Below are 23308 nucleotides of genomic sequence, written 5' to 3'. Positions count from 1 at the left end.
AGGGAAAGTCACATGCGCGAACGCGCCCATACCGCTGTGCCCGTTGCCGTTGCGCAGCTGTCCGTCAAGGACGTCACCAAGTCCTACGGCACCCGGACCGTCCTCGACCAGGTCTCCTTCACCGTCCGCCCGGGCGAGAAGGCCGCCGTCATCGGCGAGAACGGCTCCGGCAAGTCCACCCTGCTGCGGCTGCTCGCCGCAGCCGAGGTTCCGGACGCCGGGGAGATCACCGTCAGCTTCCCCGGCGGCACCGGCCACCTCGCCCAGACCCTCGACCTCGACCCGGACTCCACCGTGCGGGACGCTGTCGACCTCGCCCTCACCGAACTGCGCGACATGGAGCGCCGGCTGCGCGCGGCGGAGGAGCGCCTTGGCGAGGCATCGGGGGACGAGCTCGCCGCGTACGGCGAGCTGCTGCTCGCGTACGAGGAACGCGGCGGATACGAGGCGGACGCCCGCGTCGACGCCGCCATGCACGGGCTCGGGCTCGCCGGGACCACCCGCGATCGCGCGCTCGGCTCGCTCTCCGGAGGGGAGCAGTCGCGGCTCGCGCTCGCCTGCGTGCTGGCCGCCGCCCCCGAGCTGCTGCTCCTCGACGAGCCGACGAACCACCTCGACGCGGCGGCCGTGCGCTGGCTCGAGGAGCATCTGCGCGCGCACCGCGGCACCGTCGTCGCGGTCACCCACGACCGCGGCTTCCTGGAGCGCATCGCCACCACGATCCTCGAGGTCGACCGGGATGCGCGCACGGTGCACCGGTACGGCGACGGCTGGGCCGGCTACCGTGCCGCGAAGGCCGCCGCCCGACGCCGCGCGGAGCAGGAGTACGCGGACTGGCTTCAGGAGGTGGCCCGTACCGAGGAGCTGCTCGAGGCCGCTGGGAAGCGGCTGGCCACCACCGGCAAGGACCCGCGGCAGGGCTTCGGCAAGCACCGCCGCTCGCACGAGGCAAAGCTCGGCGGGCAGGTGCGGGCGGTCCGGGAGCGCCTGGCCCACCTGCAGCGCAACCCGGTGGCGGCGCCGCCGGAACCGCTGCGGTTCACGGCGGCGCTGTCGGCGGCGGGCGGCGGGCATCCTGTCGACCGCCTTTCCCCGAGCTCTCGGCTTCGCTCGAGCACGGGCTACCCCCTTGCCGAGCTCGACGGCGTAGCGGTCGGCGATCGGCTGCGTCTGTACGGACTGCTGTCGATCGCGCCCGGGCAGCGGCTGCTGGTCACGGGCGAGAACGGGGCGGGCAAGACCACGCTGCTGCGCGTCCTGGCGGGCGACCTGGAGCCGGATGCGGGCACGGTACGGCGCCTTGCCCGGATCGGGTACCTGCCGCAGGAGCTGCCCGCGCGTTCCACGCGGCTCCCGCTGCTCGCCGCCTTCGCGGCCGGGCGGCCGGGGCTGCCGGGGCTGCCGGAGGAGTACGCCGAGCAGCTACTGGCGCTCGGCCTGTTCCGGGAGGAGGACCTGCACGTGCCGGTCGCGGCGCTGTCCGCAGGGCAGCGGCGGCGGCTGCAGATCGCGAGCCTGGTGACCCGGCCCGCGGATCTTCTCGTACTCGACGAGCCGACGAACCACGTCGCGCTCGACCTGGTCGAGGACCTGGAGGCGGCGCTCGCGGCGTACCCGGGAGCGGTGGTCGCGGTCTCGCACGACCGCGGCTTCCGCGAGCGGTTCCCGGGGCAGCGGCTGGAGCTGCGCGGCGGCCGCAGGTGCTGACCCTGCGGGGCCATGACCCTGGCCCGGCCGGACCTGCGGATCTCCGGGTTCAGGGCTCACACAGGCGCGCGCCCCGGGGCTGCACCGTCTTGGGGGGCCGCCTCCTTGAATGCCTTCAGGCCGGTACCCATCAGCGATGGCTCCCGCGCGCAGCGCCGGCCCGGCCGACCGGATCACCCGAGGCGCGCCAGCCGTACGGGGTGAGGACATCGCGCCCCTTCCCGTACGGCTCGAACGCGTTGGCGGAGCGGCTGTGCACCCTGAGTACCGCACCGGCGGGCCGATCCGCCCCTCGGCGGAAACCGTCAGCGTCTACGGGCTCGGCCCGCCCAGCCGCTACCGACCCCCGCCACATGCAAAGCCAGAAGCATCAGGCCCAGGATCATCACGTTCCCTGACGAGAACACGCTGTTCGTCGCGATCTCAGCGGCGTTGATCAGGAACGCGATGAAGAACAACACCGCAGCGGCAATACCCAGCATAGAGCGACTCCTTCAGAAGAGGTGAGACTCGTCTGCCCCCATATTCCGCCGCCAGACACCGATCGGCTACCGCGCCGTACGGAGGCGCCCCCCGGGCTCCTGGGCGGCGGGGTGGAGCGGACGGAACGGCCCACATCCCCTCAGGCGCTCGCGGCGACTGAGGGATGGTCAGGGGCAGTGGTCACGGGGGGGGAATACGTATCCATCATGACAGGTCAGAAGGCTTTTTCGTAGGATGAAGGGCACAGCGGAACAGCCTTGTTGGGGAGCCCGTGCGGATTCCAGAATCTCCCTCATGAATCGCACGGCGAACATCAATCACGACGCGGTACTGCGGGCGCGGGTGGCCCTCCTCGGATCGGAGACACTGCCGATCCGGCAACAGGTCTCTGCCTATCGTGTTCTCGTCCAGGCGAGCCCGTTGGCGTATCTGCCCCTTCTGACGATCGCCCTGTACGAATACAGCCGCCAGGAGTTCGCCCATCAGCACCAGATAGCCCTGACTCTTCGGGCCGAGTCCGTCGACGACCCGCCGCATGACGCGTCTGCCCGGGGGCGGCCTGCTCCGTGTGGCTGCCGGCGCAAAGCGGTGGCGGAGCTTTGGGGTGGTGGACCGAGGCCGGCCGTAGGGGTGGCGGGTTCACTCGGTGGTGCGGCCTCCCGCGGGCCCGGCCGCCCCGGTCACGGCCGGCTGCCTGAGGAGCGGTGCTCCGGGTGCGCCGCGCCGTGGCCGGGCCGAGCACTTCCCGCGTAAGGAGGGGGGCGGACGACATCGTCGGTGCGTGCAGCCTGCTGCCTCTCACCGTCGACAGGCCGCCCGGCGGCCGTTTCCGGCCTCCTCCTTCCGACCCATCACTTGACTCTGGAGGTGGCGCGTCATGCGCACAGCCAATCTCAACCACCGCCTGGTCATCATCGACGAAGACACGGCGGTGGACGTGGAAGCGGCCGGCGGCGGCTTGTTCTCCAGCGATCCGCAGGCCGTTTTCGACCGCTGGAACGAGTTCCGGGCCTGTGCAGGCTCCCGGACCCTGAAGGATGCCGAGCGGCAGGTGCTGGACGAGGCTGCGCTGCGGGCGCCGGTACCGCGGCCGCGACACGATCGTCCACCGGCTTGGTCGGCCGTCTCTTTGCAGCCCAGGAGGCCGGTGCGACGGTGCGGCCGTCCGACGGCGTCCGGAGCGGACGAGCGCCCGGTCCCTCGCCGGGGCCCCGACCTGGACCCGGACGGGGTTCGGGGTCGGACCCCCGGGTCGGGCCCGCGGGCGGCTCACCAGGCCAGCAGGCCCGGCGCCGCCGTGTCGATCTCCTGGGCGATCTGTTCGGCCACCAGGGGGACCTGGCCGTCCCAGTAGAAGTGCGCACCGGGGTAGAGGTGCACCCCCAGCACCTCGTCGGCGCCGCGCTCCCACCCGGTGAGGGCCTCCCGGTCCACGACGTGGTCCTCCTCGCCGCCGAAGAGCGAGAGCGGCACGGTGATCCGCGCCGAGGCCTCCGGGCGCGGCTGCCAGCTCTCCACCACCGCGAAGTCGGCGCGGACCCTGGGCTCGTACAGCGCCCACAGGTCGTCGTCCTGGACGACCGCCGCCGGCAGGCCGCCCATCGCGGCCAGTGCCGTCCGCAACCGGGTGGAGTCCATGGCGTGCATCGGCTCCCCGGCCGCCGCGTCCTCCCCGAACGGCGACTCGCAGGCGGAGACGCCCAGCCACACCGGTTCCGCCATGCCCCGCTCCGCCAGCTGCCGGGCCAGCTCGTAGGCGACGAGCGCGCCCATGCTGTGCCCGAAGAAGGCGAACGGTGCTCCGTCCAGCCAGGGGGCCAGGTCCTCCAGCAGGTACCCGGCCAGGCCGACCGCCGTCCGGACAGGTGCCACGCCGCTCAACGGGCCGCGGCCGGGCGCCTCCAGCAGACACACGTCCCAGCCGGTCGGGAAGTGCTCGGCCCACCCGGTGTACGCCAGGTGCGAGCCTCCCGCGTGGTGGAAGACGAAGAGCCGCAGTTCCGGGTCGTCCACCGGGCGCGGCCGGATCACCGCCGGCACCCGGCCGCGGCCCCGTTCCGGCCCGTGCTCCCGCTCCCGTTCCTGGGTCGGCCCGCTCATTTCTTCGCTCCTTCGGATCGGACGGCCTTCAGCAGCCGGGTCAGCACCTGGCTGTCGCCCATCTCATGGAAATCCGCCGCCGGGTCGGCCGCGAGCAGTCCCTCCACGGTCTGGCGCCACAGCACGGGATGGTCGATCTGCTCGGTGAGCACCTCGGCCGTCCCGGCCGCCGGATAGGGCAGGGCGGTGCGGTTGGCGATGACCGGGAAGCGCGGGGCGCGCAGGGCGGCCCCGGTCGCGGCCGGCCGGAACTCGTCGGCGGCCGGTGTCATGTGCCGGGTGTGGAAGGGCCCGCTGACCTCGAGCCGGCGTACGGCCTTGGCGCCGGACGCCTGCAGCATCGAGCGGGCCGTCTCCAGTTTCGCCAGCGGGCCCGCGATGATCGTCTGATCCGCGGTGTTGTGGTTGGCGACCTCGACGGCCTCCAGGCCGGCGCGGCGCAGCAGCAGCCGGATGACGGCCTCGTCCATGCCCACGACGGCGGCCATCCCGCCGTCCGTGATGCGGGCCATGGCCCGCGCGCGGGCGAGCACCAGGCGCAGTCCTTCGGCGAAGCCGAACACCCCGGCGGCGTGCAGGGCGTTGTACTCCCCCAGGCTGTGCCCGATCGCCACGTCGGGCTCCGGAGCCTCCTCGCGCACCGCCCGGTAGGCCAGGGCGTTCACCACATACACGGCGGGCTGGGTGAGCTCCGTCCGTGACAGCTCCTCCGCCGGGGTGTCCAGGCACAGGGTGCGGACCGACCGGCCGAGCAACTCGTCGGCCTCCGCGACCCGGTCCGGGTAGCGGTCCAGCAGGGCGCGGCCCATCCCGGGGCGCTGGGTCCCCTGGCCGGGAAACATGAAGACACGGGTCACGGGTGTTCCTCCTGGTGGGCGGCCTGCGGGACGAAACGGCTGTCGGCGAACACCAGGGCGGGCCGGTCCGACAGGACGGCGAAGGACTCCACCCGGCCCAGCAGCAGGGTGTGATCGCCGGCCGGACGGGCGTCGGCCACGGTGCAGTCGAAGTACGCCACGCCGTCGAGCAGGATCGGCGCGCCCGAGCGGGGAGCCGCCCGCCAGGGCCTGTCGGCGAACGCCTCAGCGCCGGAGGGCCGCGAGCGGTCGGCGAACCAGGTCGCGTCGGCTTCCTGGTCTGCGGCGAGCACGCTGACGCAGAAGGTCCACGAGTCCAGGATCCGGTCGTGCAGCCGCGATCCCCGGCCGAGCGACACCATGACCATGAAGGGGTCCATGGACACGGTCGTGAAGGAGTTGACGGTGGTGCCGTGCGGCTGCCCGTCGGCGTGCGTGGTGACCACCGTGACGCCGGTGGCGAACCGACCGGCCGTCCGCCGGAACCGTCGGCGCGCCGTGGCGGCGTCCTCCGCGAGGCCTACGCCCCCGCCCGGGGCCTGACCCGCGGGCGGCGGGCCCTCGGCCGTCACGAGCTCGCCCTTCGCAGCGCGTCGAGCTGGTGCAGGCCGTCGAGCACGGTCTTGGCCGGGAGCCCGAAGTCGATGAGGCAGGCCACCTCGTCCGCGCCGAGGTCCACCAGCCGCTCGACCACCGCGGCGGCCTTGGGGAGGCTGCCGAGCAAGCCGCCGTCCTCGTAGTACCGGTCGAAGGCGCGCTGGGCGAGGAAGTCCAGGTCCCTGTCACGCAGTTTCGCCGGGTCAATCGTGCGGGCGCTGCCGTGGGCCTGTGAGCCGAGCAGCAGCCCCACCGAGGTGCGCAGGTAGGCGGTGAGGGGCTCCCGTACCAATTCCCGGGCCCGGTCCTCGTCCTCGTCGAGGTAGGTGTGCACCATGACCACCACGTGGCCCCGGTCGCCGGGTGCGGCGTCCGGGCGGGCGGCGTACGCCTCCCGGTACGCGGCGATCTTCGCGCTGAGCTCGTCCATGTCCTGGCCGAGGAGGTGGGTCAGTACGCCGGCGCCGAGCGTGCCCGCGTTGCGGAACGTCTCGATGCCCCCGGCGCTGGTGATCCAGACGGGCAGCTCCCGCTGGACGGGGCGCGGGTAGGAGCGGACCGTGCGCGGGCTGCCGGTGCCGTCCAGGACCTGCGCCTCCTCGCCTCGCCACAGGTCCCGTACCTGGTGGACGGCGTCCAGCAGTACCTCGCGGCGGTTCTCGTAGGACTCGGGGCGCAGGGCGAAGTCGGTGGCGTGCCAGCCGGACGCGAAGGCGAGGCCGACCCGGCCGGCCGAGATGTTGTCGACGACCGCCCACTCCTCGGCGATGCGCAGCGGGTGGTGCAGGGGGGCGACGACGCTGCCCGCCCGGATCGCGACGCGGCTGGTGACGGCAGCGATCGCGGCGCCGGTCACCGCCGGGTTGGGGTAGAGGCCGCCGAAGGGGTGGAAGTGCCGCTCGGGGGTCCACACCGCGGTGAAGTCGTGGGCATCCGCGAACCGGGCGCCTTCGAGGACCAGGTCGTAGCGGTTGCCGGAGTCCTGTGGGGACGTGCTGTCGTTGCCGAAGTAGAACAGGCTGAAGTCCACGTGCATCTCTCTGTGTCGTTCGGGTGTCGGGTGGGAGCCGGGCGCGGCTCTCAGGGGCGGACGCCGCTTGCGGCGTCGGCCGGGGCCGGAGCGGGGGCCGCGGCGGCGGCCGGTGTCACCTTCCCGCCCGCCGGACCGGCCGAGGCCTGCGCCGGCTGTGCGTCTTCGGGCTCCGAGGTGTCCTCGACCACGCGGGTACGGGCCGCCCAGCGGGCCACCGCGGGCGTCGCGAGGCCGCCGGCCAGCAGGAGGGCACCGAACAGCAGCCATCCGGGCCAGCCCCATCCGATGATCACCGCGGTGGTGAGGGCGGGGGTCACGGCGCCGCCCACGCGTTGGGTGAGGTTGAACATGCCCTGGTACTGACCGTGCGCGTGGGCGGGAGCCAGCTCGTAGGACAGGGCCCACGATCCCGCGGAGTGCAGCATCTCCGCGCACACGTGCACGATGGCGCCGACGACCAGGCAGACCGCGGCGACCCAGGCCGGCTGCCCGGCGGACAGTGCGAACACGGCGCAGCACACCGCCAGCAGGATCCCGGCGCGCCGCATGGCCCTGGCGCCGCCGGTGACGTCCTCGGCGCCCTTGCTCATCCGGACCTGGAACAGCACGCACATGGTGGTGTTGACGAAGACGAGCCCCGCGAACAGCGAGATCGGCGCGTCCGTCCGCTCGGCGATCCAGATCGGCAGTGCCACCGTCAGGAGGGCGTCGGTGCCCAGTACCAGAACCGCGTTGAGCACCGAGACCGCCACGAACGGCGCGTCCCGCAGGACGTTGGCCGCGGCTTCGTCTCCCGGCGGGCCGGAGCGGGCCCTGGTGTTCGGCAGCGGCAGGCACATCAGCCCCGCGCCGACGAACAGCAGCCCCGCGGCGGCGAGCAGCCACCGGTAGAGCGTGCCCGAGTCCGCCGCCAGTGCGACGCCGCCGAGCAGCGTGCCGAGGGAGAGGCCGACGTTGATGACGGACTGCAGGTAGGCGCGGGCCCGGACCCGTTCCGCCGGGGGCAGTGCCTCGGCGATCAGGGCGCCGCGCGCTGCCGCGCCGCCGGCGTCGGCCATGGCGGAGAGGGCCGCGACCACGAGGAACCCGGTGAACCCTCCGGACAGGGCGTAGCAGCCGACCGCGACTCCCTGGAGGACGCCGAAGAGCACGGAGGTGTTGCGGGAGCCGAGCCGGTCGGAGAGCCGCCCGGCGGGGATGCTCACGATCATGGCGAGGACGGCGGCGACGGTGAGGCCCAGGCCGACGTCGCCGGCGTCGATGCCCAGCGCCCGGATGAAGAAGAGCACGCTGACGGAGAGCAGGAAGCCGTTGGCCACGGTGCGGGCCAGATTGCTGAACGCCAGGATCCGCACCACGCCTGGCGGCGGCTTGAGGTCGTGGAACAGGCTCCGCAGGCGGGAGCGCGGGGCGTCCGCGACGTCGTTCACCGGCTCGTCCCTTCGGTGAACCGAGCCCGCAGCGCGGGCCGGTCGATCTTCCCGTTGGGGTTGAGGGGCATGGCGTCGAGGAACGTCCAGCGGCGCGGCACCATGTGGACGGGCACGTGCCTGCGCAGCCACAGCATCAGGTCGGTGGCCTTGAGCTCCGTCCCCGTGTAGCAGCCGACGAGTTCGGTCTCGTCCGGTCCTGGCACGGCCAGCACGACGACGTCACGGACGGAGTCGTGGCGGCGTACCGCCGACTCGATCTCGCCCAGTTCGATCCGGTAGCCGCGCACCTTGACCTGGCTGTCGAGCCGCCCCAGGTGGCTGAGTGTGCCGTGTTCCCGGCTGACCCGGCGCACCCGGTCGCCCGTGCGGTACCAGTGCTCCGCGGTGAGCGGTCCCCGGCCGTCGTACACCTGCGCGGGCTCACCCGATCCGGGGACGTAGGCGAGGAAGCGGCCCTTGTCGTCGGCCGGGTCGAGGTATCCGTCGAAGCGCTGCGGGCCGCGCACGCACAGCTCGCCCTCCTCGGCGGGCAGTCCGTCGTCGCCGAGGACGACGTGGTCGAGGAAGTCGTACACGGGTCCGATGGGCACGGTGCCGTTCGACGCCTCGGGCCAGTCGCCCGGTTCCTGCGGGAGCCGGAACTCGCTGCAGGCGACGGTGAGTTCGGTGGGTCCGTAGACGTTCTCGATCCGGGCCTTCGGCGCGGCCTCGTGCCACAGCCGGGCCTGCCGCGAGGTGAGCTGCTCGCCGATGAAGACGCCGTAGCGCAGCCCGGTGGCCTGCCCCGCGGGCAGTCTGCCGAGGCTCGCGGAGACGGACACCACGGAGGGCACCGAGAACCAGTGGGTGATCCCTCGGTCGACGACGTACGCGATCGGCTCCAGCAGTTCCGTGCGCTGGGGCACCACCAGGGTGGCGCCGCCGCCCCAGGTGACGAACAGGTCGAAGACCGACGGGTCGAAGGTGAGGTCGAAGGTGTGCGAGACGCGGCAGCCGGGGGCTACCTCGAACCGCCGGATGTTATGCCCGACGTACGGGGCGAGGTTGCGGTGCCGGATCGGGACGCCCTTGGGGCGGCCGGTGGATCCGGAGGTGAACAGGACGTACGCGACGTCGTCGGGGCCGCTGGACCGTGCGGGCAGGGCCGCCTCGTCGGCGGGCAGCGCCGCAGTCTCCTCCTCGGTCAGCAGCAGGACGGCGGGCCCGGCGCCGGTGTCCGCGCCGAGCTGGGGCGCGCCCCCCTCGTCGACGAGCAGGACCTCGGCCCGTGCCAGCTCCCACACGGCGCGGTTGCGCGCCGCGGGGTAGGCCGGGTTGAGGGGGGTCACCGTCGCGCCCAGGCGCAGGGCTGCCAGGTAGCCGGCGAAGGCCGTGAGGCTGCGCGAGGCCAGCAGCGCGATGCGGGCCGGAGCCTCGCCGCCGTTGGCCCGCAGCAGTGCTCCGGCGACGGCCGCCGCCCGCTCTGCGAGTTCCCGGTAGCTGTGGCTGCGGCCCAGTACCTCCAGGGCCGGTTCGTCGGGGTGGTCCGCCAGGGACCTCGCGAACCAGTCGTACAGCGTGGGTTGCGCCGGTTCGTCGCGGTCGGTGGTGTCGGTCATCGGGTTCCTTGCAGGTCGAGCAGTTCCGCGTAGGCGGCACGTCGGGTGGTTGCGAAGTCCAGGCTCTTGATGAGGAGGTGGGCCGTCGGGTTCGGGTCGTGGCCGCCTCGGTCCAGCCACGGCCGCCAGGCCTGCGCCTCGACCCCGGCGCTGCCGGCGGGCCCGGCGAGGGCGAAGCGGCGCAGGCCGCGCACGGCCAGAGGGTCGAGGGCCTCGTTCTCCCGGTCCAGGGCGCGCAGGGCCACCTCCCGCTGCCAGGCGCGTTCCGACACGGTGCGGGTGGGCCGGTCTCCCGCCGTGAGCAGTTCGAAGAGGCCCAGTGCGCTGACGGTCGTCTCTCCGACGAGGTGGTAGGCGCGGCCCTCGGAGGCCGGGGAGAGGGCGAGTTCGGCGATCGCCCGGGAGGCCAGGTCCACCGGGCTGACGGCAAGGGGCCGTTCGTCCCGGGGGTGCACTCCGGTGGCGAGCGCGCCGGCGATCAGGCGCCACAGCGGGTGGTCGGGATCGCAGGCGCCGGAGGAGGTGTCGCCGAGCAGCAGTCCGGTGCGGAACACGCGCACGCGCATGCCCTCGCCCTCGGCCCGCTCGGCCAGCCGTTCGGTGACCCAGCTGGCAACGGCCCCGCCGTGCATGCCCGGTACCAGGGGCTGTTCGCGGCTCTCCTCGATGCGGGCGTCCGCCCCGAGTCCGGAACCGCAGGCGCTGAGCGTCGACAGCAGGACGAGGTCGTCGATGCCGTGCCCGCGCATCCAGGTGAGGAGGGACACCATCGGCAGGACGCTGTCCTCACGGACTTGCTCGTACGCACCGTGCAGGTCGACGGAGGCCGCGGTGTGCACGACCCGGGCGATCCGGTCGGGCGTCAGTCCCGGACGGGACTGCCAGGCGTCGGTGCCGTCGCCGCACAGCACCCGTACGCGCTGCGGGTCGGGTACGGGCAGGGCGCAGGCCAGGGCCCGCTCCCGGAGCAGGTCGCGGGCCTCGTCCTCGTCGGCGGCCGGTACCAGGACGTGGACCAGGCCGCTCGTCGCCCGGACCAGCTCGTGCAGCACGAAGGTGTCGAGGAAGCCGGAGCCGCTGGTGAGCAGGGTGTCGGTGGCTCCGGCCCGGTCGCCGGTGGCGCCGACGGGGCCGATGGGCAGGGCCAGGTCGGCGACGACCAGGTCGGCCTCGGTGAGTCCCCGTGGCGGTGCGCCGGTCTGCTGTCCGGCGTCCGGCGCCGTCGCGGCGCGCACGATGCCGGCCATGCGCCGGACCGTGGCCTGCGCGCCGCCCGCCCGGAAGACGTTGACCGTGACCGCGAACTCGCGCTGCAGCGAGGCCTCGATCCGCATGGAGGTGAGCGAGTCCCCGCCGAAGTCGCCGAACTCGTCGTCGGGGCCGAGACCGGAGTGCCCCAGCACCCGGCGCCAGACTTCCAGCACCCGGGCCATCACGGGGTCGGCTCCGCTCTCGCCGGCCGGCCCGGCCGTCGTGTCCGCGGCCGGGACCGGGCCGGCGGCCGGTGCAGGATCTGCCGTGGACGTCGGCCGGGGCGGTGCGGCGATCGGCGGCAGCGTGTCCAGGGCCCAGTACGTGCCCCGTACGAAGGGGTAGGCGGGCAGCGGGACCCGGCGGCCGGCCGGCCCGCCAAGGGCCTCCCAGTCGACGTCCGCGCCGTGTGCCCAGGCCGCGGTGACCGCGGCCTCCAGCGCCTCGTCGGTGGCCGCGCCCCTCCCGTCGAGGGCCAGCACGTGGCGGCCGCCGCCGGACTCGCCGCCGCCGAGGAGGATCGCGAACCGGTCCGCGCGCGGCTCCTGGCCGGGGGCGGCCGTCTCGGCGCGCCCCTTGAAGGCGGCTGAGAGCCGGGTGAGGACCGCCGGGTCCGGGGCGGGCCCGGCCGGAGGTACGAGTACCACCCGACGCAGCGTCTTCGGCGGCTCCGCGACACCCGCGCGCAGGTCGACGGCACCCGCGCGCAGCTGCGCGGCCAACGCCGCCGGGTCGAGGGCGGATCCGGTGACCGTGCTGCGCAGCGGCAGCGCGGTACGTCCCACCCGGAGCGTGTGCGCGGCGTCGGCGAGCGCCGGTGCGTCGGGCGCGGTCAGTGCCCCTGCGAGCTCCTCGGCCACGGCCGCGAGTTCCCCGAGCGTCCGCGCGGACAGCACGAGCCGTACGCTCTCCCGCTGCGGCGCGGCGGGTCCGGTGGGCGCCGGCGGCGGTCCGAGCACGGCGGTCGCGTTGGTGCCGCCCAGCCCCATGGAGTTGACCAGGACGTACGCGTCGTCGCCGGTCCGGGTGGGGGTGGGGGCGATGGTGAAGGGGCTCTCGGCGAGTACCCCGGGGTTGCGGGGCCGCTCGAACATCGGGTGCGGCGGCAGTTCTCCGGTCCGTGCCACCTGGACGGCCTTGATGAGTCCGGCGATGCCGGCGGCCGGTCCGGCGTGGCCGATGTTGGCCTTCACCGATCCGAGTCCGCAGAAACCCGCCGGGGCGGAGCACGCCCGGTCCAGGCCCGCCCTGATTCCGGCGGTCAGTCCGCGCAGCTCGATCTGGTCGCCCAGCGGTGTGCCGGAGCCGTGTGCCTCGACGTAGCGCAGCTGGTCGCCGCGTACTCCGGCGACGTCCAGGGCGGCGGCCACCACGTCCGCGAGTCCCGAGGGGCTGGGCGCGGTGAAGCCGGAGCGGGCCGAGCCGTCGTTGCCGACGGCGGTGCCGTGCAGGACGGCGAGGACGGGGTCGCCCGCGCGCAGTGCGTCACCGAGGCGGCGCAGGACGACGACCCCGACGCCGGAGCTGAAGGAGGTGCCGGTGGAACGGGCGTCGAAGGGACGGCAGTAGCCGTCCTGTGACTGGAGGCCTCCGGCGTGGAAGCGGTAGCCCAGCATCGGTTCGTTGACGGAGGCGCCCCCCGCGAGCGCCATGTCGCATTCGCCGGACAGCAGGGACAGCACCGCGTAGTGCACCGCCGTCAGTGACGAGGAGCACGCGGTCTGCACCCCGATCGAGGGCCCCCGCAGGCCCAGCTTGTACGCGACGCGGGAGGGCAGGAAGTCGCCCAGCCCGCCCAGGTGCAGGGCCACGTCGTCGACGGCGCCCATGACGCCGTCGGTGAGGGCCCGCGACGCCTGGAGCGCCGCCGTGTAGGTGCTGGGGCTGCCGCCGGCGAAGACCCCGGTGACGAGGGGGTCGCCGCTCGGTGCGTGGCCGGCCGCTTCCATGGCCTGCCAGCAGGCCTCCAGGAAGATCCGCTGCTGCGGGTCTGTGGCGGCGGCCTCGGCCGGTGAGTAGCCGAAGAACTCGGCGGCGAAGTCACCGGCCGCCGGGATCCCGGCGGCGCGCCGTACGTAGGCGGGATCGTCCAGTTGGCGTTCGGTCAGGCCTGCCGCCAGCAGGGCGGCCGGGTCGAGCTCGCGGATGGAGACCCGGCCTTCGGCGATGTTGCGCCAGTACTCCGAGGGGTTCCAGGCGTCGGGGAAGCGGCAGCCCGCCCCGATGACCGCGATGGCGCCGTCGTCGCTCACGCGGAGCCCTCCGCCGCCCCGTCGCGCCGACCCCGTTGCAGCAGCCCGGAGCGACCGGTCTGCGGCGAGGCGGGCTGCGGCGCGACGGTCCGGGACGCGGCGGGCCGGGGCTCCGCCGTCTCCTCCGGGACCGCTGCGGCGCCGGGCTCCTCCTCGCCGAGGAACGCGGCCTGGGCCTCGATGGTGCTGTGCTCGAACAGGTCGGCGGCCTCCAGTTCGCGGCCGGACAGTTCGGACAGTCGCTCCATGAGGACGATCAGGAGCAGCGAGTCACCGCCCGCCTCGAAGAAGTTCATGTCGTGCGCGAGGCCGGAGCGGTCGAGCACGCCCTCCCAGACCTCGGCGATCCGGTCCGCGAGGTCCTGGGTCGGGGTGGTGGTCAGCACAGGTGACTCCAAGTCGGTAAGAAGGTCCCCGGCGGCGTTCGCCAGGTCGTCGAGCAGCCCCTCGACGGTCGGTGCGTCGAAGAGGGCGGTGAGGTAGGTGAGCGAGAGGCGGAAGCCGTCCGGGTCGCCCGTGAGGGTGAGTTCGAGTTCGTACTTCGCCTTCAGCCGCGGTGGCGTCAGGTACCGGGAGACGGTCCGGTCGCCGAACCGCGGCGGCTGCGGCGCCTCGTCCGCCGCGTTGAGGTAGACCGGGGTGACCGCGGGCCGGCTCAGGTCCCGGTCGGGCTGCAGCGCGGCCGCGAGCACGTCGAAGGGGGTGTCCGCGTGCCGGTACGCCGCCATGGCGGAGGTCCGGACCCGGTGCAGGAGCTGTCGCCAGCTCGGGTCGCCCGTCAGGTCCGCGCGCACCAGGAGGGTGTTCACGAACATGCCGACGGTCTCCGCGTGCTCCGCGCCGTCCCGGCCCGCCCACGGGAAGGCGAACAGGAAGTCCCGCTGCCCGCCGCGCCGGGCCAGTACCGCCGCCGTCAGCGCGGCCGCGACCATGAAGGTGGTGCAGCTCAGCTCGCCGGCCACCGCCTTCAGGCGGGCCGAAGCCCCCGCGGTCAGCCGCAGTTCGCGCAGGTCCGCCTCGACCGACTGCGTACGCCCGCGTTCCCGGTCGTGCGGCAGCGCGATGTCAGTCGGCGCTCCGCGCAGCCCGTCCAGCAGCGTCTGCGGCCCGTCGCCCGGGGCCTGCGGGGCCCGTTCGGCGGCCGTCGCCGGGTGGCCCGGCGCGGGCAGCTCCAGGGGAGCCCCGGTGGTGAGGGAGGAGTAGGTCGCGGCGAGGTCGCGCAGCACCAACTCCAGCGACCAGCCGTCGGAGACGATGTGGTGGACGCCGTAGACCAGCAGGGTGCGGTCCGGGCCGACCGCGATGACCTCACCGCGTGCGGGCGCGTCCTTCGCCAGGTCGAACGGGGTCCAGCAGACCGCGGCGACCCGCTCCTCCAGCTCTGCCGCGGTCCAGCCGGTGCCGTCGACCAGGACGGCTCCGGGGGCCGTTCCGTCGGTGCGGTAGACGACCTTGCGGGCCGCGGTGTCCAGGGTGAAGCGCGAGCGCAGCCCCGGGTGCCGGGCGAGCGTACGGACGAAGGCCTCCACCAGGGCCGTCCGGTCCACGGGGCCCTCTATCTCGACCACGCTCGGGGCCAGGTAGGCCACGCGTACGCCGCGCAGCCGGTCCAGGAACCACAGGCGCTGCTGGACGGGGCTGCCCTGCCGGGGCTCCGCGGCGTCGGCGGGCTGCGCCGCCGCCGGCCGTCCGGCCTGCGGCCGGGCCTCCTCCAGGGCGCGCGCCAGTCCGGCGACGGTCGGGTCGGTGAGGAACGCGCGCAGCGGGACCGCGCAGCCCAGGCGGCGTTCGGCCTGCGCGAGCATCCGCACGGCGAGCAGCGAATGGCCGCCCACGGTGAAGAAGTCCGTCTCGGGCGAGAGGGCTTCGGCGGCGACCGGTTCGCCTCCGGGCCGGGTGAGGGCGTCGGCCATGAGCCCCGCGGCACGGAGCTGTGCGGGGGTCAGTTCGGCCGGTCGGACCTCGGCGCGCGGCAGCGGCCGGTCGAGCAGCGCCGCCAGGGCGGCCACGTCGACCTTGTCGTTGACCGTGCGGGGCAGCGTGTCCACGACGTACACGTGCTCGGGGAGCACGGCGGCCGGCAGCCAGCGCAGCAGGGGGCGGACAAGGTCCTCCCTGGTCACCGGGGTGGCTCTGCCCTCCTTGCTGAGCTCCACGTGGGCGATCAGGACGGCCGGTTCGCCGGCCGCGTGGACGGCTGCGGCCGCGACGGCGGGGTTCTCCTCGATGAGCCGGGTGACCTCGCCCGGTTCGATCCGGTTGCCGAGGATCTTCAGCTGGTCGTCGGCGCGGCCGAGGTACTCCAGCTGCCCGTCCTGCCGCAGCACCACCCGGTCACCGGTGCGGTACATGCGGGCCCGGGGTTCCTCGCCGAAGTGTCCGGCGTACGGGTCGGGCAGGAAGGCGGCCCCGGTGAGGTCGGGGCGGTCGAGGTAGCCGAGGGCGACGCCGGCTCCGGCGACGTACAGCTCGCCTGGGACGGACGGCGGCAGCTCCTCGCCGTGCGGGCCCAGGACGTAGGCGCGCGTGCCGGGCAGCGGCACCCCGATGGGCGGGGCGCCCGGGGCGCCCGGGTTGACGTGGGCATAGGTGGAGTTGCAGGAGGCCTCGGTGGGCCCGTAGACGTTGACGACCGCGGTGTCCCAGCGCTCGGCGCAGTCGGCGGCCAGCTTGCGCGGCAGCGCCTCGCCGCCCGCGTACGTCACGCGCAGGGTGCTGCCCCGGTCCTCGTCGGCCTCCAGCATCGCGTGGAGCAGGCTCGGGGTGATCGAGCCGGCCACCGTCGCTCCGCGCGGGCCGCGGACCAGTCCCAGCAGGGCCCGGGCGTCGCGGCGCTCCATGTCGTCGGCGACGACCAGTTCGGCACCCGCGACGAGTGCCTCCACCACGTTGAAGGCGGCCGGGTCGAAGGCCGTGCCGGCGGTGAGCAGCAACCGGTCTCCGGGGCCGAGCCCGCAGTCCCTGCCCCACCACAGGGCGGTGTTCAGCAGTCCGCCGTGCGGTACCAGCACGCCCTTGGGGCGGCCGGTGGTGCCCGAGGTGTAGATCACGGCAGCAGGGTCGGCGGCGGCGGGTGCCACGAGTCCGTCCGGGAACTCACCGGCGCGACCGCGCAGTTCCGCCAGCCGGACGGCCTTCACGGCGCGGCCCGTGCCGGCGAGGACCTCGGCTCCCTGCGGGCAGACCAGGACCGTCCCGGCCGCGGTCTCGTCGAGGATGAACTCGAGGCGCGCGGCCGGTGCGTCCATCGCCAGCGGGATGAAGGCGGCGCCCGCGCGCAGCACGCCGATCCAGCCCGCCACCAGTGCGGGTCCGCGGGCGGCGAGGACGGGTACGTACGCTCCGGGGCCGATGCCGTGGCCGCGCAGCAGTCCGGCCACGGCGCGGGACCAGGCGTCCAGTTCGCCCCAGGTGAGCTCGGCTCCGGCGCAGGTCACGGCGACGGTGTCCGGGTCCGTACGGGCGAAGCGGCGCTCCAGCAAGTCCACGACGGTGTCGGCGGGCGGTTCCGCGGCGGCCGGTGCGGCGCCGACGAGGACTCCGTGCGGGAGGGCGCCCGCGGGCCGGTCGGTGACCGGGAGCTCCCGCAGGGGCGTCTCGGGGCCGGCGACGGCCGCGGCCAGCAGGGCTCGGTACCCGTCGCCCAGGTCCCGGGCCGTGGCCGCGTCGTATCGGTCGGTGTCGTACTCGACGGTGGCCGTCAGGGATCCGTCCGGGGCGTACTCCAGCACCAGGGACAGGTCCTGCTTGGCCGTGCCGGTGGGCAGAAGCAGGGGTGCCTCCCAGCGGTGCCGTCCCCGGGGGTCCGCCGCGGGGGCGTTCTGCAGGACGAAGCCGAGGTCGGCGAGGCTTCCGGGGGTGCCCCGGCGGGCCCGTGCGACCTGCGCCGTGAGCCGGTCGAAGGGGAGCCTCTGGTGTGCGAGCACCCGGAAGGCCTCGCCCTTGGAGTCCGTGCACAGCTGCGCGAAGCTGCCCTGCGGGTCAGGCGTGCAGCGCAGGGGGACGGTGTTGACGAAGAAGCCGATCAGGCCCTCGACCGAGGGGTGCGGCCGGTTGGCGGCGACGGTGGCGAGCAGGAACTCGTCCTGGCCGCTCCAGCGCTGTACGACGGCCTGGAAGGCGGCGAACAGCACCACGAACGGGGTCACCCGCAGCGACCGGGCGAGCTCCGCGGCGGCTTCGGCGAGTGGGGCGGCCACGACGAACCGGTGTTGGGCCCCGGGCCGTTCGCCCCCGATCCCGCGGTGGCGGGGCGGGCGGACGCCCAGCGCGAGGTCGGCGCCGGCTCCGGGGGCCAGAGCGCCGGCCCGTGCGGTGATCTGCGCCTGCAGGGCCGGCTCGTGTCCGGCCGCGCGCTCCCAGACGGCGAAATCGGCGTACTGCACGGGCAGTTCGGGCAGGTTCGGTGCCAGCCCGGCGAGGGCCTGCTCGTAGGCCTCGGCGAGCGCGCCGTACAGCGCCGGCAGCGACCAGCCGTCGACGGCGATGTGGTGCACGGTGAGCAGCACCGTGCCGGGGACGGCGCCGTCCGGCTGCTGCCAGAGCGTGCAGCGCAGCGGCGGCGCGCCGGTGAGGTCGAAGGGGGCGCGGGCGTGCCGGGCGAGCTCCGCCTCGTCGGGGGATTCGCCGTGTATCACCTGGAGCGGGGCGGGGCCGGCCGGGGCGACGAACTGGGCGGGGGCGCCCTCGTGCGTGCCGTAGGTCGTGCGCAGCACCTCGTGGGCGGCCACGACGGCGTCCAGTGCGCGACGGAAGGCGGGCAGGTCGATGCGTTCCCGCCAGCGGGTCAGCAGGGGCACGTTGTAGACGGCCGAGTCGGGTGCGCCCTGGTGGATGAACCAGAGCCGCTCCTGGGCGGGGGACAGGGGGGCGACGGTGGCCCCCCGGCGTTCGGGGGCGAAGGGACGCGTGGGCGCCATCGAGGGTTCTCCTTGCGGGTGGTTCACTCGGTGCGTCAGACCTGGTCACGCAGTCGGTCGGCGAGGTCCGTGAGGCTCGCGGCGAGCAGGACCTCGGTGGGGTCGAGCGCGATGCCCAGCCGTTCGCCGATGCGGAAGGCGGCCTGGGTGGCGAGGATGGAGTTGCCGCCGAGTCCGATGAAGTCCTCGGCGGGGTCGATTTCCGGTGTTCCCAACAGGTCGATCCACACCTGCTCGACGGCTGCCCGGACGGGGTCGCGGGGGCCGGTGTCGCGGTCCTCGGCCGTGGCCGCCCCGGCCGTGGCCGCCCCGGCCGTGGCCGTCGCGGCTCCGGCGGCCTCGGCTCCGGCCGCCGGGGCGGATTCGGCGAGCAGCTGCCGGATGCGGGAGCGGTCGGCCTTTCCGGTGGAGCCGTACGGGAGTTCGGCCAGCGGAAGCCAGCGTGCGGGCAGCATGTACGAGGGCAGTGCGGCGCAGAGGGCGTCGGCCAGTTCCCGGCCCTGGGCCTTCGGGCCGCCGGGGTGCGCGGGGTCGGCCAGGAACGCGCCGACGAGGCGGGCGGCGTGCCCGTCACCGGTCTTCTCGACGAACGCGGCGGTGGTGCGCCCGGTGGCGGTCGCGGCGAGTTCGACCTCTTCGAGCTCGATCCGGAAGCCGCGCAGCTTCACCTGGCGGTCGGCGCGGCCGACGACCTCGTAGATCCCGCCGGGCAGCAGGCGGACGAGGTCACCGGTGCGGTAGCGCAGGCCATCGACGCCCGCGAGCGAGCGGTGCGGGAGGAAGGAACGGGCGGTGCGCTCGGGGTTGTTCAGGTAGCCGGTGGCCACGGAGGGCCCGCCGACGAGGAGTTCACCGGTTTCCCCCGGGGCCACGGGGCGGAGGTCCTGGTCGACCACGTACAGCTCGGCGGCCCGGACGGGGTGGCCGACGGGGATGCGGGTACGGCCCGCGAGGGACTCCGGGGTGCAGTCGTAGTAGGTCGCGAGCACGGTTGTCTCTGTGGGTCCGTAGATGTTGGTCAGCCGGGCCGGCGGCCCCGCGGCCAGCACGGCGAGCGTCGCGGCCATGTCCATCTGCTCACCGCCCACGAGGAGCTGGCGCAGTCCCTGGAGGGAGGCCGGGGCTTCCCGGGCCACCATGTGGAAGAGCGAGGTGGTCAGGAGCGCGGTGCTGATGCCTTCGTCGGCGAGGAGCGAGGTCCAGCGCTCGAGGTCGATCTCGACGACGGACGGCATGACCACGAGGGTGGCTCCGGCGATCAGGGCGCCCCACACCTCCCACGTGAACGCGTCGAAGGCGGGGTTGGCGAGCTGCCCCATCCGGTCGTCGGAGGTGATGGCGCCGTGCTCCGGGTCGGTGACCAGGTCCCGGATGGCCCGGTGAGGTATGACGACCCCCTTCGGGGCGCCGGTCGAGCCCGAGGTGTAGCCGACGTAGCAGGGACTCTCCTCGTCGACCGCGACGACGGGGGCGTCCGAGCCGGGGACCGCCCCGCCCGGGGTGTCCGCACCGGCGGCCCCGGCGTCCGGGGCTGCCGCGGCGAGGGCTTCCGGGACGGTGAGCACGGCGGTCGAGGCGGCCACGTTGAGGGGGCGGGCCCTTCGGTCGGCGCCGCTCCCGACGATGACCGCGCGCACACCGGCGTCCTTGAGGATACCCGTGACCCGCTCCTCGGGGGCATGCCCGTCCACGGGCAGGTAGGCCGCGCCGGCCCGTACGACGCCGAGGAGCGCGACGATCAGGTTGTTGCCCCGGTCCAGGTCCAGGGCCACCAGCGCGCCGGGCCCCACCCCGCGTCCGACGAGGGCAGCGGTCACCGCGCCTGCCCGGTCCCACAGTTCGCGGTAGCTGAGCGTCGCTCCCCCGACGGCCTCCCGCACGGCGCAGGCGTCGGGCGTTTTCGCGGCCCGGTCGGCGACGAGCAGGTGTACGCCTCCCGGTCCGGGCTCCACGCCCACGGTGTGCCGCTCTGTCCTCACGGGCGGATGACCCATGAATCCCCCTTGTACTCGATGCTCGGTGTTCGGTGCTCTGTACCGGATGTCGGATATCGGGATGGCGGGCACCGAGTTGCCCCTGGATGTTCCCGACAGTAAATAAGAGCGGGATGCCCGAATTTCCTTCGCGCTGTGCCGCACGCGAGCCTCAGCGCGCTAAATGGGCCACATTGCCCGAGTTTGCACGTTCCTAGCGGAGTGAAATTCCGCATAACGGAAACTCAATTCCGCCTGGCGGTAGGCTACGATCCAGCGCAAGATCTTGTCAACGTTGAGGAGCTGAAGATGACCGAACAGCGCGTAGCCCTGATTACCGGCTCATCATCTGGAATAGGCGCTTCCATTTCCCGCCGCTTCGCGGCTGAGGGAATTCGCGTCATAGTGAACTCGGCCCGCAGCGAGACTGCAGGCCAGGCCCTCGCGAAGGAGCTCCCGGACGCCCTGTACGTCCGGGGCGACGTCTCGGACCCGGCGGACGCCCAGCGGGTCGTGCAGAGCGCGGTCGACGCCTACGGGCGCCTCGACATCCTGGTGAACAACGCGGGGGCGACCCGCTTCATCCCGCTCGACGACCTCGCGGGCGCGGACGCGTCCGTGTGGCGGGAGATCTTCGACGTGAACGTCATCGGCGCATGGCAGATGACCACCGCCGCAGCCCCCCACCTGCGCGCTTCCGGCGCCGGGAGCATAATCAACATCTCGTCGGTGTCCGCGACCCGCGCCCTCGGCAGCTCGATCCCCTACGCCGTCAGCAAGGCCGCGCTCAACCACATGACCCGACTGCTGGCCTCCCAACTCGGCCCGGACGTCCGCGTCAACGCCATTGCCCCGGGGCTGGTCGAAACGCCCTGGTACGACGAGGCGGAGCAGGTCTGGGAGAGCTCCCGGGAGTGGATCACCGCCAACACGCCGCTGCGCAGGGTGGGCGCTCCGGAGGACGTCGCGGAGGCTGCGCTGTACCTGCTGAATGCCACGTACACGACCGGCGACGTCCTCACCGTGGACGGCGGCCGCCATATCGTGTGAGCGGGTTCGCGGGGGGAATTCGTCGCACGTCGGCGACGTTTCCGTTTCACTTCAATGAAATTCTGGTGGCGCGAAGTTAACCTATTTGCCCGCTCTTTGCGCCCCCGCCCACCGCCGCTGCACCGGCGCCCCCGGGTTCCTTCTGAGCGGACCACCGCGTCCGCTGAGAAGGAACCGACGGTCGCCAGACCCGGCGACCCAAGTCAAGATCAACTGCTGTCGGCCTCCCCCGCAGCCCGGCACGGCGGATGCTCTCCGGTCCGTCTTCGGCGACGGCGCGAGCCTGGACGCAGTGATGGCGCAGGAACAGGAGCACCTCGGACTGCTCCTCCGGGCCGGTTGCGTCGAACCACTCGATGCCCTGTGACATCGGGCGCAGTCCCTGGGCGAGTTCGTTGAGTATGACCTCTCGTTCGGTCATGACTGCCTCCTGTTGGGCAGGCGGCGCTCCGCCGCAGTGATCAGGATCCCGAGCAGCAGCGCCAGATCGGCCGCGCCCTCGGCGTCGTCGGCCCAGCGGGTGACTTGCAGCGGGTGCACCTGGTCGAGTGGGACGGATTCGCGGGCCAGGACGAAGGCCAGCGCCAGCATGGCCGCGCGGGCGTTGCCGTCTTCGAACGGATGGAAGAACAGGACGTCGAGGTAGGTCCGGGCGGCGCGTGCGGGGAGGGGCAGGTCCGGTTGATCGCTCTCGGACAGGCAGCGCTCGAACCGCACCCGGGTATCGGGTGCCAGGCCGTAGCGCTCCCGTCCGCCCTTCGCGAAGGCCGGCACCGTGCGGAAGTCGGCAGAAGCTCGGTGCAGGACTGTCCGCTGCCAGTTCGCCATGAGGGCGAAGCTCAGCCGCTTGCCCTGTTCCGCGTCGGCGCGGGCCAGATCGAGGGCGGTCAAGACCCGCTCGGTCCCTTCGGCGTCGCGGCTGCCGCGGCTGGTGGTGAAGAAGTCCCGGAAGCCGTCGCGCGCCGCTGCTCCCGCGTTGGGGCGCGTGCCGCTCCAGCACGGCCAGGAGACCTGCGCGCGAATGCGCAGCCAGTCGGCGAGGGCGTCCTGCTGGTGGCTGGGGCCGGACGTCACCGGATTTCGTCCAGGGTCCGGGCGAACCGCGAACTCACTGTGTCGACCACTACGACGTCCGGTGCGATCCAGCTGCCGAACCGGCCGCCGACCGCGCTTTCCACGATCTCCCGGGCTCGCTCCTCGTCGATGCCGTTGTAGGCAAGGAACCATCCGAGGACCTGCTTGCAGTGCGTGTACCAGCCGCTCTCGGCGCGCGTCCGGTCGGCCACCACGGTCACCAGACGCGTGCAAGCACGCTCCCAATGCCACGGATCTACAGCGCGGGAGGATACGGCCAAGTGCGACGGTGGCGCCAAGGCAGAGAAGCGCTCCGCCAGATCCTCGATCCAGTCACGCCACTCAAGCAGCGCCGCCACGGCCAACGGGGCGGTCGTGTCCGCCGTCGTCACGGTATCGGCGGCACAGCACCACACGTCGACGACCCCGCCATCCGTGTCGCCCTCACCCACCGACCAGTTCCAACCGCAGGCCCACCGGCCGTACCGGTTCACCAGGAACTCGGTGACGGGGTCCAGCGAGCGCCACCAGTTCTCTTCGATGGCCTCAGGGCTGGGCAGCAAGGGTGCGACAAGACCGGCCAATACCTTCGCCGCATCCTCGTCCAGCTCGAACGGATGCCGCAACGGATCCACTTCTGCCCAGGCCAGGGTGCGTGCCCACAGTTCGCTCACCACGCCACTCTGCCGTGCGCAACCGTACGAACTCCAACCCAATACTGAGCAGAGGCGTCACAGCGCTGGGAAACGATCTCCATTCAGACGGGAAGCGATCTTCATCGACTTCTGTCACTGGACTGGTGGGCGGGCGGCCGAGGAGCGTGTCGAAGAAGCCGGCGAGCAGGGGCTGGGCGCGTTCGCGGTCGCGGAGTTCGTCGTGACCATGCTCGCCTCGCCCACCGACAACGCCATTCTGCCGTCGGGCTGGGCAGCCGAGCCCAAGTGGGACGGTTCTCCAGACACTTTGAGTTGTCTCATCCGA

Annotated in this window: 15 protein-coding genes; 2 read left to right on the top strand and 13 right to left on the bottom strand. The window is 73.4% G+C overall.

The annotated features are described in order from the left end of the window. Nucleotides 1–12 precede the first annotated feature (12 nt). Complete coding sequence (gene abc-f, locus ABZX75_RS25045; RefSeq protein ID WP_355414187.1) at nt 13–1707, top strand: ribosomal protection-like ABC-F family protein; 1695 nt, start codon at nt 13–15, stop codon at nt 1705–1707. 305 nt (nt 1708–2012) lie between these two features. Here the strand turns inward: abc-f and ABZX75_RS25040 are convergent, their stop codons facing one another. The 10 genes from ABZX75_RS25040 to ABZX75_RS24995 all read right to left on the bottom strand — a co-directional run bounded on the left by ABZX75_RS25040 (nt 2013) and on the right by ABZX75_RS24995 (nt 20182). Continuing rightward, nucleotides 2013–2189 (bottom strand): hypothetical protein, encoded by a 177-nt coding sequence (locus tag ABZX75_RS25040; protein ID WP_355414185.1) that lies wholly within the window; start codon nt 2187–2189, stop codon nt 2013–2015. 1270 nt (nt 2190–3459) lie between these two features. Beyond that, nucleotides 3460–4290 carry an alpha/beta fold hydrolase gene (locus ABZX75_RS25035; protein WP_355414183.1) on the bottom strand — a complete coding sequence of 277 codons (831 nt, stop codon included), beginning with the start codon at nt 4288–4290 and terminating at the stop codon, nt 3460–3462. Continuing rightward, nucleotides 4287–5147 (bottom strand): ACP S-malonyltransferase, encoded by an 861-nt coding sequence (locus ABZX75_RS25030; RefSeq protein ID WP_355414181.1) that lies wholly within the window; start codon nt 5145–5147, stop codon nt 4287–4289. The genes ABZX75_RS25035 and ABZX75_RS25030 overlap by 4 nt, the downstream gene beginning before the upstream one ends. Beyond that, on the bottom strand, nt 5144–5719 hold the full coding sequence (locus ABZX75_RS25025; RefSeq protein ID WP_355414179.1) for a flavin reductase family protein: 576 nt from the start codon (nt 5717–5719) through the stop codon (nt 5144–5146). The genes ABZX75_RS25030 and ABZX75_RS25025 overlap by 4 nt, the downstream gene beginning before the upstream one ends. Next, nucleotides 5716–6780: a MupA/Atu3671 family FMN-dependent luciferase-like monooxygenase gene (locus tag ABZX75_RS25020; RefSeq protein WP_355414177.1), complete on the bottom strand. Its 1065-nt coding sequence runs from the start codon at nt 6778–6780 to the stop codon at nt 5716–5718. The genes ABZX75_RS25025 and ABZX75_RS25020 overlap by 4 nt, the downstream gene beginning before the upstream one ends. Nucleotides 6781–6824: 44 nt before the next feature. Then, complete coding sequence (locus ABZX75_RS25015) at nt 6825–8207, bottom strand: MFS transporter (RefSeq protein WP_355414175.1); 1383 nt, start codon at nt 8205–8207, stop codon at nt 6825–6827. Then, nucleotides 8204–9808 (bottom strand): amino acid adenylation domain-containing protein, encoded by a 1605-nt coding sequence (locus tag ABZX75_RS25010; protein WP_355414173.1) that lies wholly within the window; start codon nt 9806–9808, stop codon nt 8204–8206. Before ABZX75_RS25010 ends, ABZX75_RS25015 begins: the two co-directional genes overlap by 4 nt. Continuing rightward, nucleotides 9805–13311, bottom strand: coding sequence for a beta-ketoacyl synthase N-terminal-like domain-containing protein (locus ABZX75_RS25005; protein ID WP_355414171.1), 3507 nt, complete (start codon nt 13309–13311; stop codon nt 9805–9807). The genes ABZX75_RS25010 and ABZX75_RS25005 overlap by 4 nt, the downstream gene beginning before the upstream one ends. Beyond that, a complete protein-coding gene (locus tag ABZX75_RS25000) occupies nt 13308–18230 on the bottom strand; it encodes an amino acid adenylation domain-containing protein (RefSeq protein WP_355414169.1) in 4923 nt (1640 codons plus the stop codon). Before ABZX75_RS25000 ends, ABZX75_RS25005 begins: the two co-directional genes overlap by 4 nt. Nucleotides 18231–18265: 35 nt before the next feature. Continuing rightward, complete coding sequence (locus ABZX75_RS24995; RefSeq protein ID WP_355414167.1) at nt 18266–20182, bottom strand: non-ribosomal peptide synthetase; 1917 nt, start codon at nt 20180–20182, stop codon at nt 18266–18268. A 330-nt stretch (nt 20183–20512) separates the two neighbouring features. Between ABZX75_RS24995 and ABZX75_RS24990 the strand changes: the two genes are divergently transcribed. After that, nucleotides 20513–21253 carry a glucose 1-dehydrogenase gene (locus ABZX75_RS24990; protein ID WP_355414165.1) on the top strand — a complete coding sequence of 247 codons (741 nt, stop codon included), beginning with the start codon at nt 20513–20515 and terminating at the stop codon, nt 21251–21253. Between the two features lie 76 nt (nt 21254–21329). Here the strand turns inward: ABZX75_RS24990 and ABZX75_RS24985 are convergent, their stop codons facing one another. From ABZX75_RS24985 to ABZX75_RS24975, 3 genes are read right to left on the bottom strand one after another with little or no spacing between them, the layout of a single operon-like run. Beyond that, entirely contained in the window at nt 21330–21674 is a 345-nt protein-coding gene (locus ABZX75_RS24985) for a DUF5958 family protein (protein ID WP_355414163.1), read from the bottom strand. Beyond that, on the bottom strand, nt 21671–22327 hold the full coding sequence (locus ABZX75_RS24980) for a Fic family protein (protein WP_355414161.1): 657 nt from the start codon (nt 22325–22327) through the stop codon (nt 21671–21673). The genes ABZX75_RS24985 and ABZX75_RS24980 overlap by 4 nt, the downstream gene beginning before the upstream one ends. After that, nucleotides 22324–23001, bottom strand: coding sequence for a hypothetical protein (locus ABZX75_RS24975; protein WP_355414159.1), 678 nt, complete (start codon nt 22999–23001; stop codon nt 22324–22326). Before ABZX75_RS24975 ends, ABZX75_RS24980 begins: the two co-directional genes overlap by 4 nt. Nucleotides 23002–23308: the final 307 nt, after the last annotated feature.

The organism is Streptomyces sp. NPDC003038, assembly GCF_040611115.1.
Classification (GTDB): Bacteria; Actinomycetota; Actinomycetes; order Streptomycetales; family Streptomycetaceae; genus Streptomyces.
Note: the sequence above shows the minus strand (reverse complement) of the source record. Positions and strands in the feature narration are given on the sequence as shown.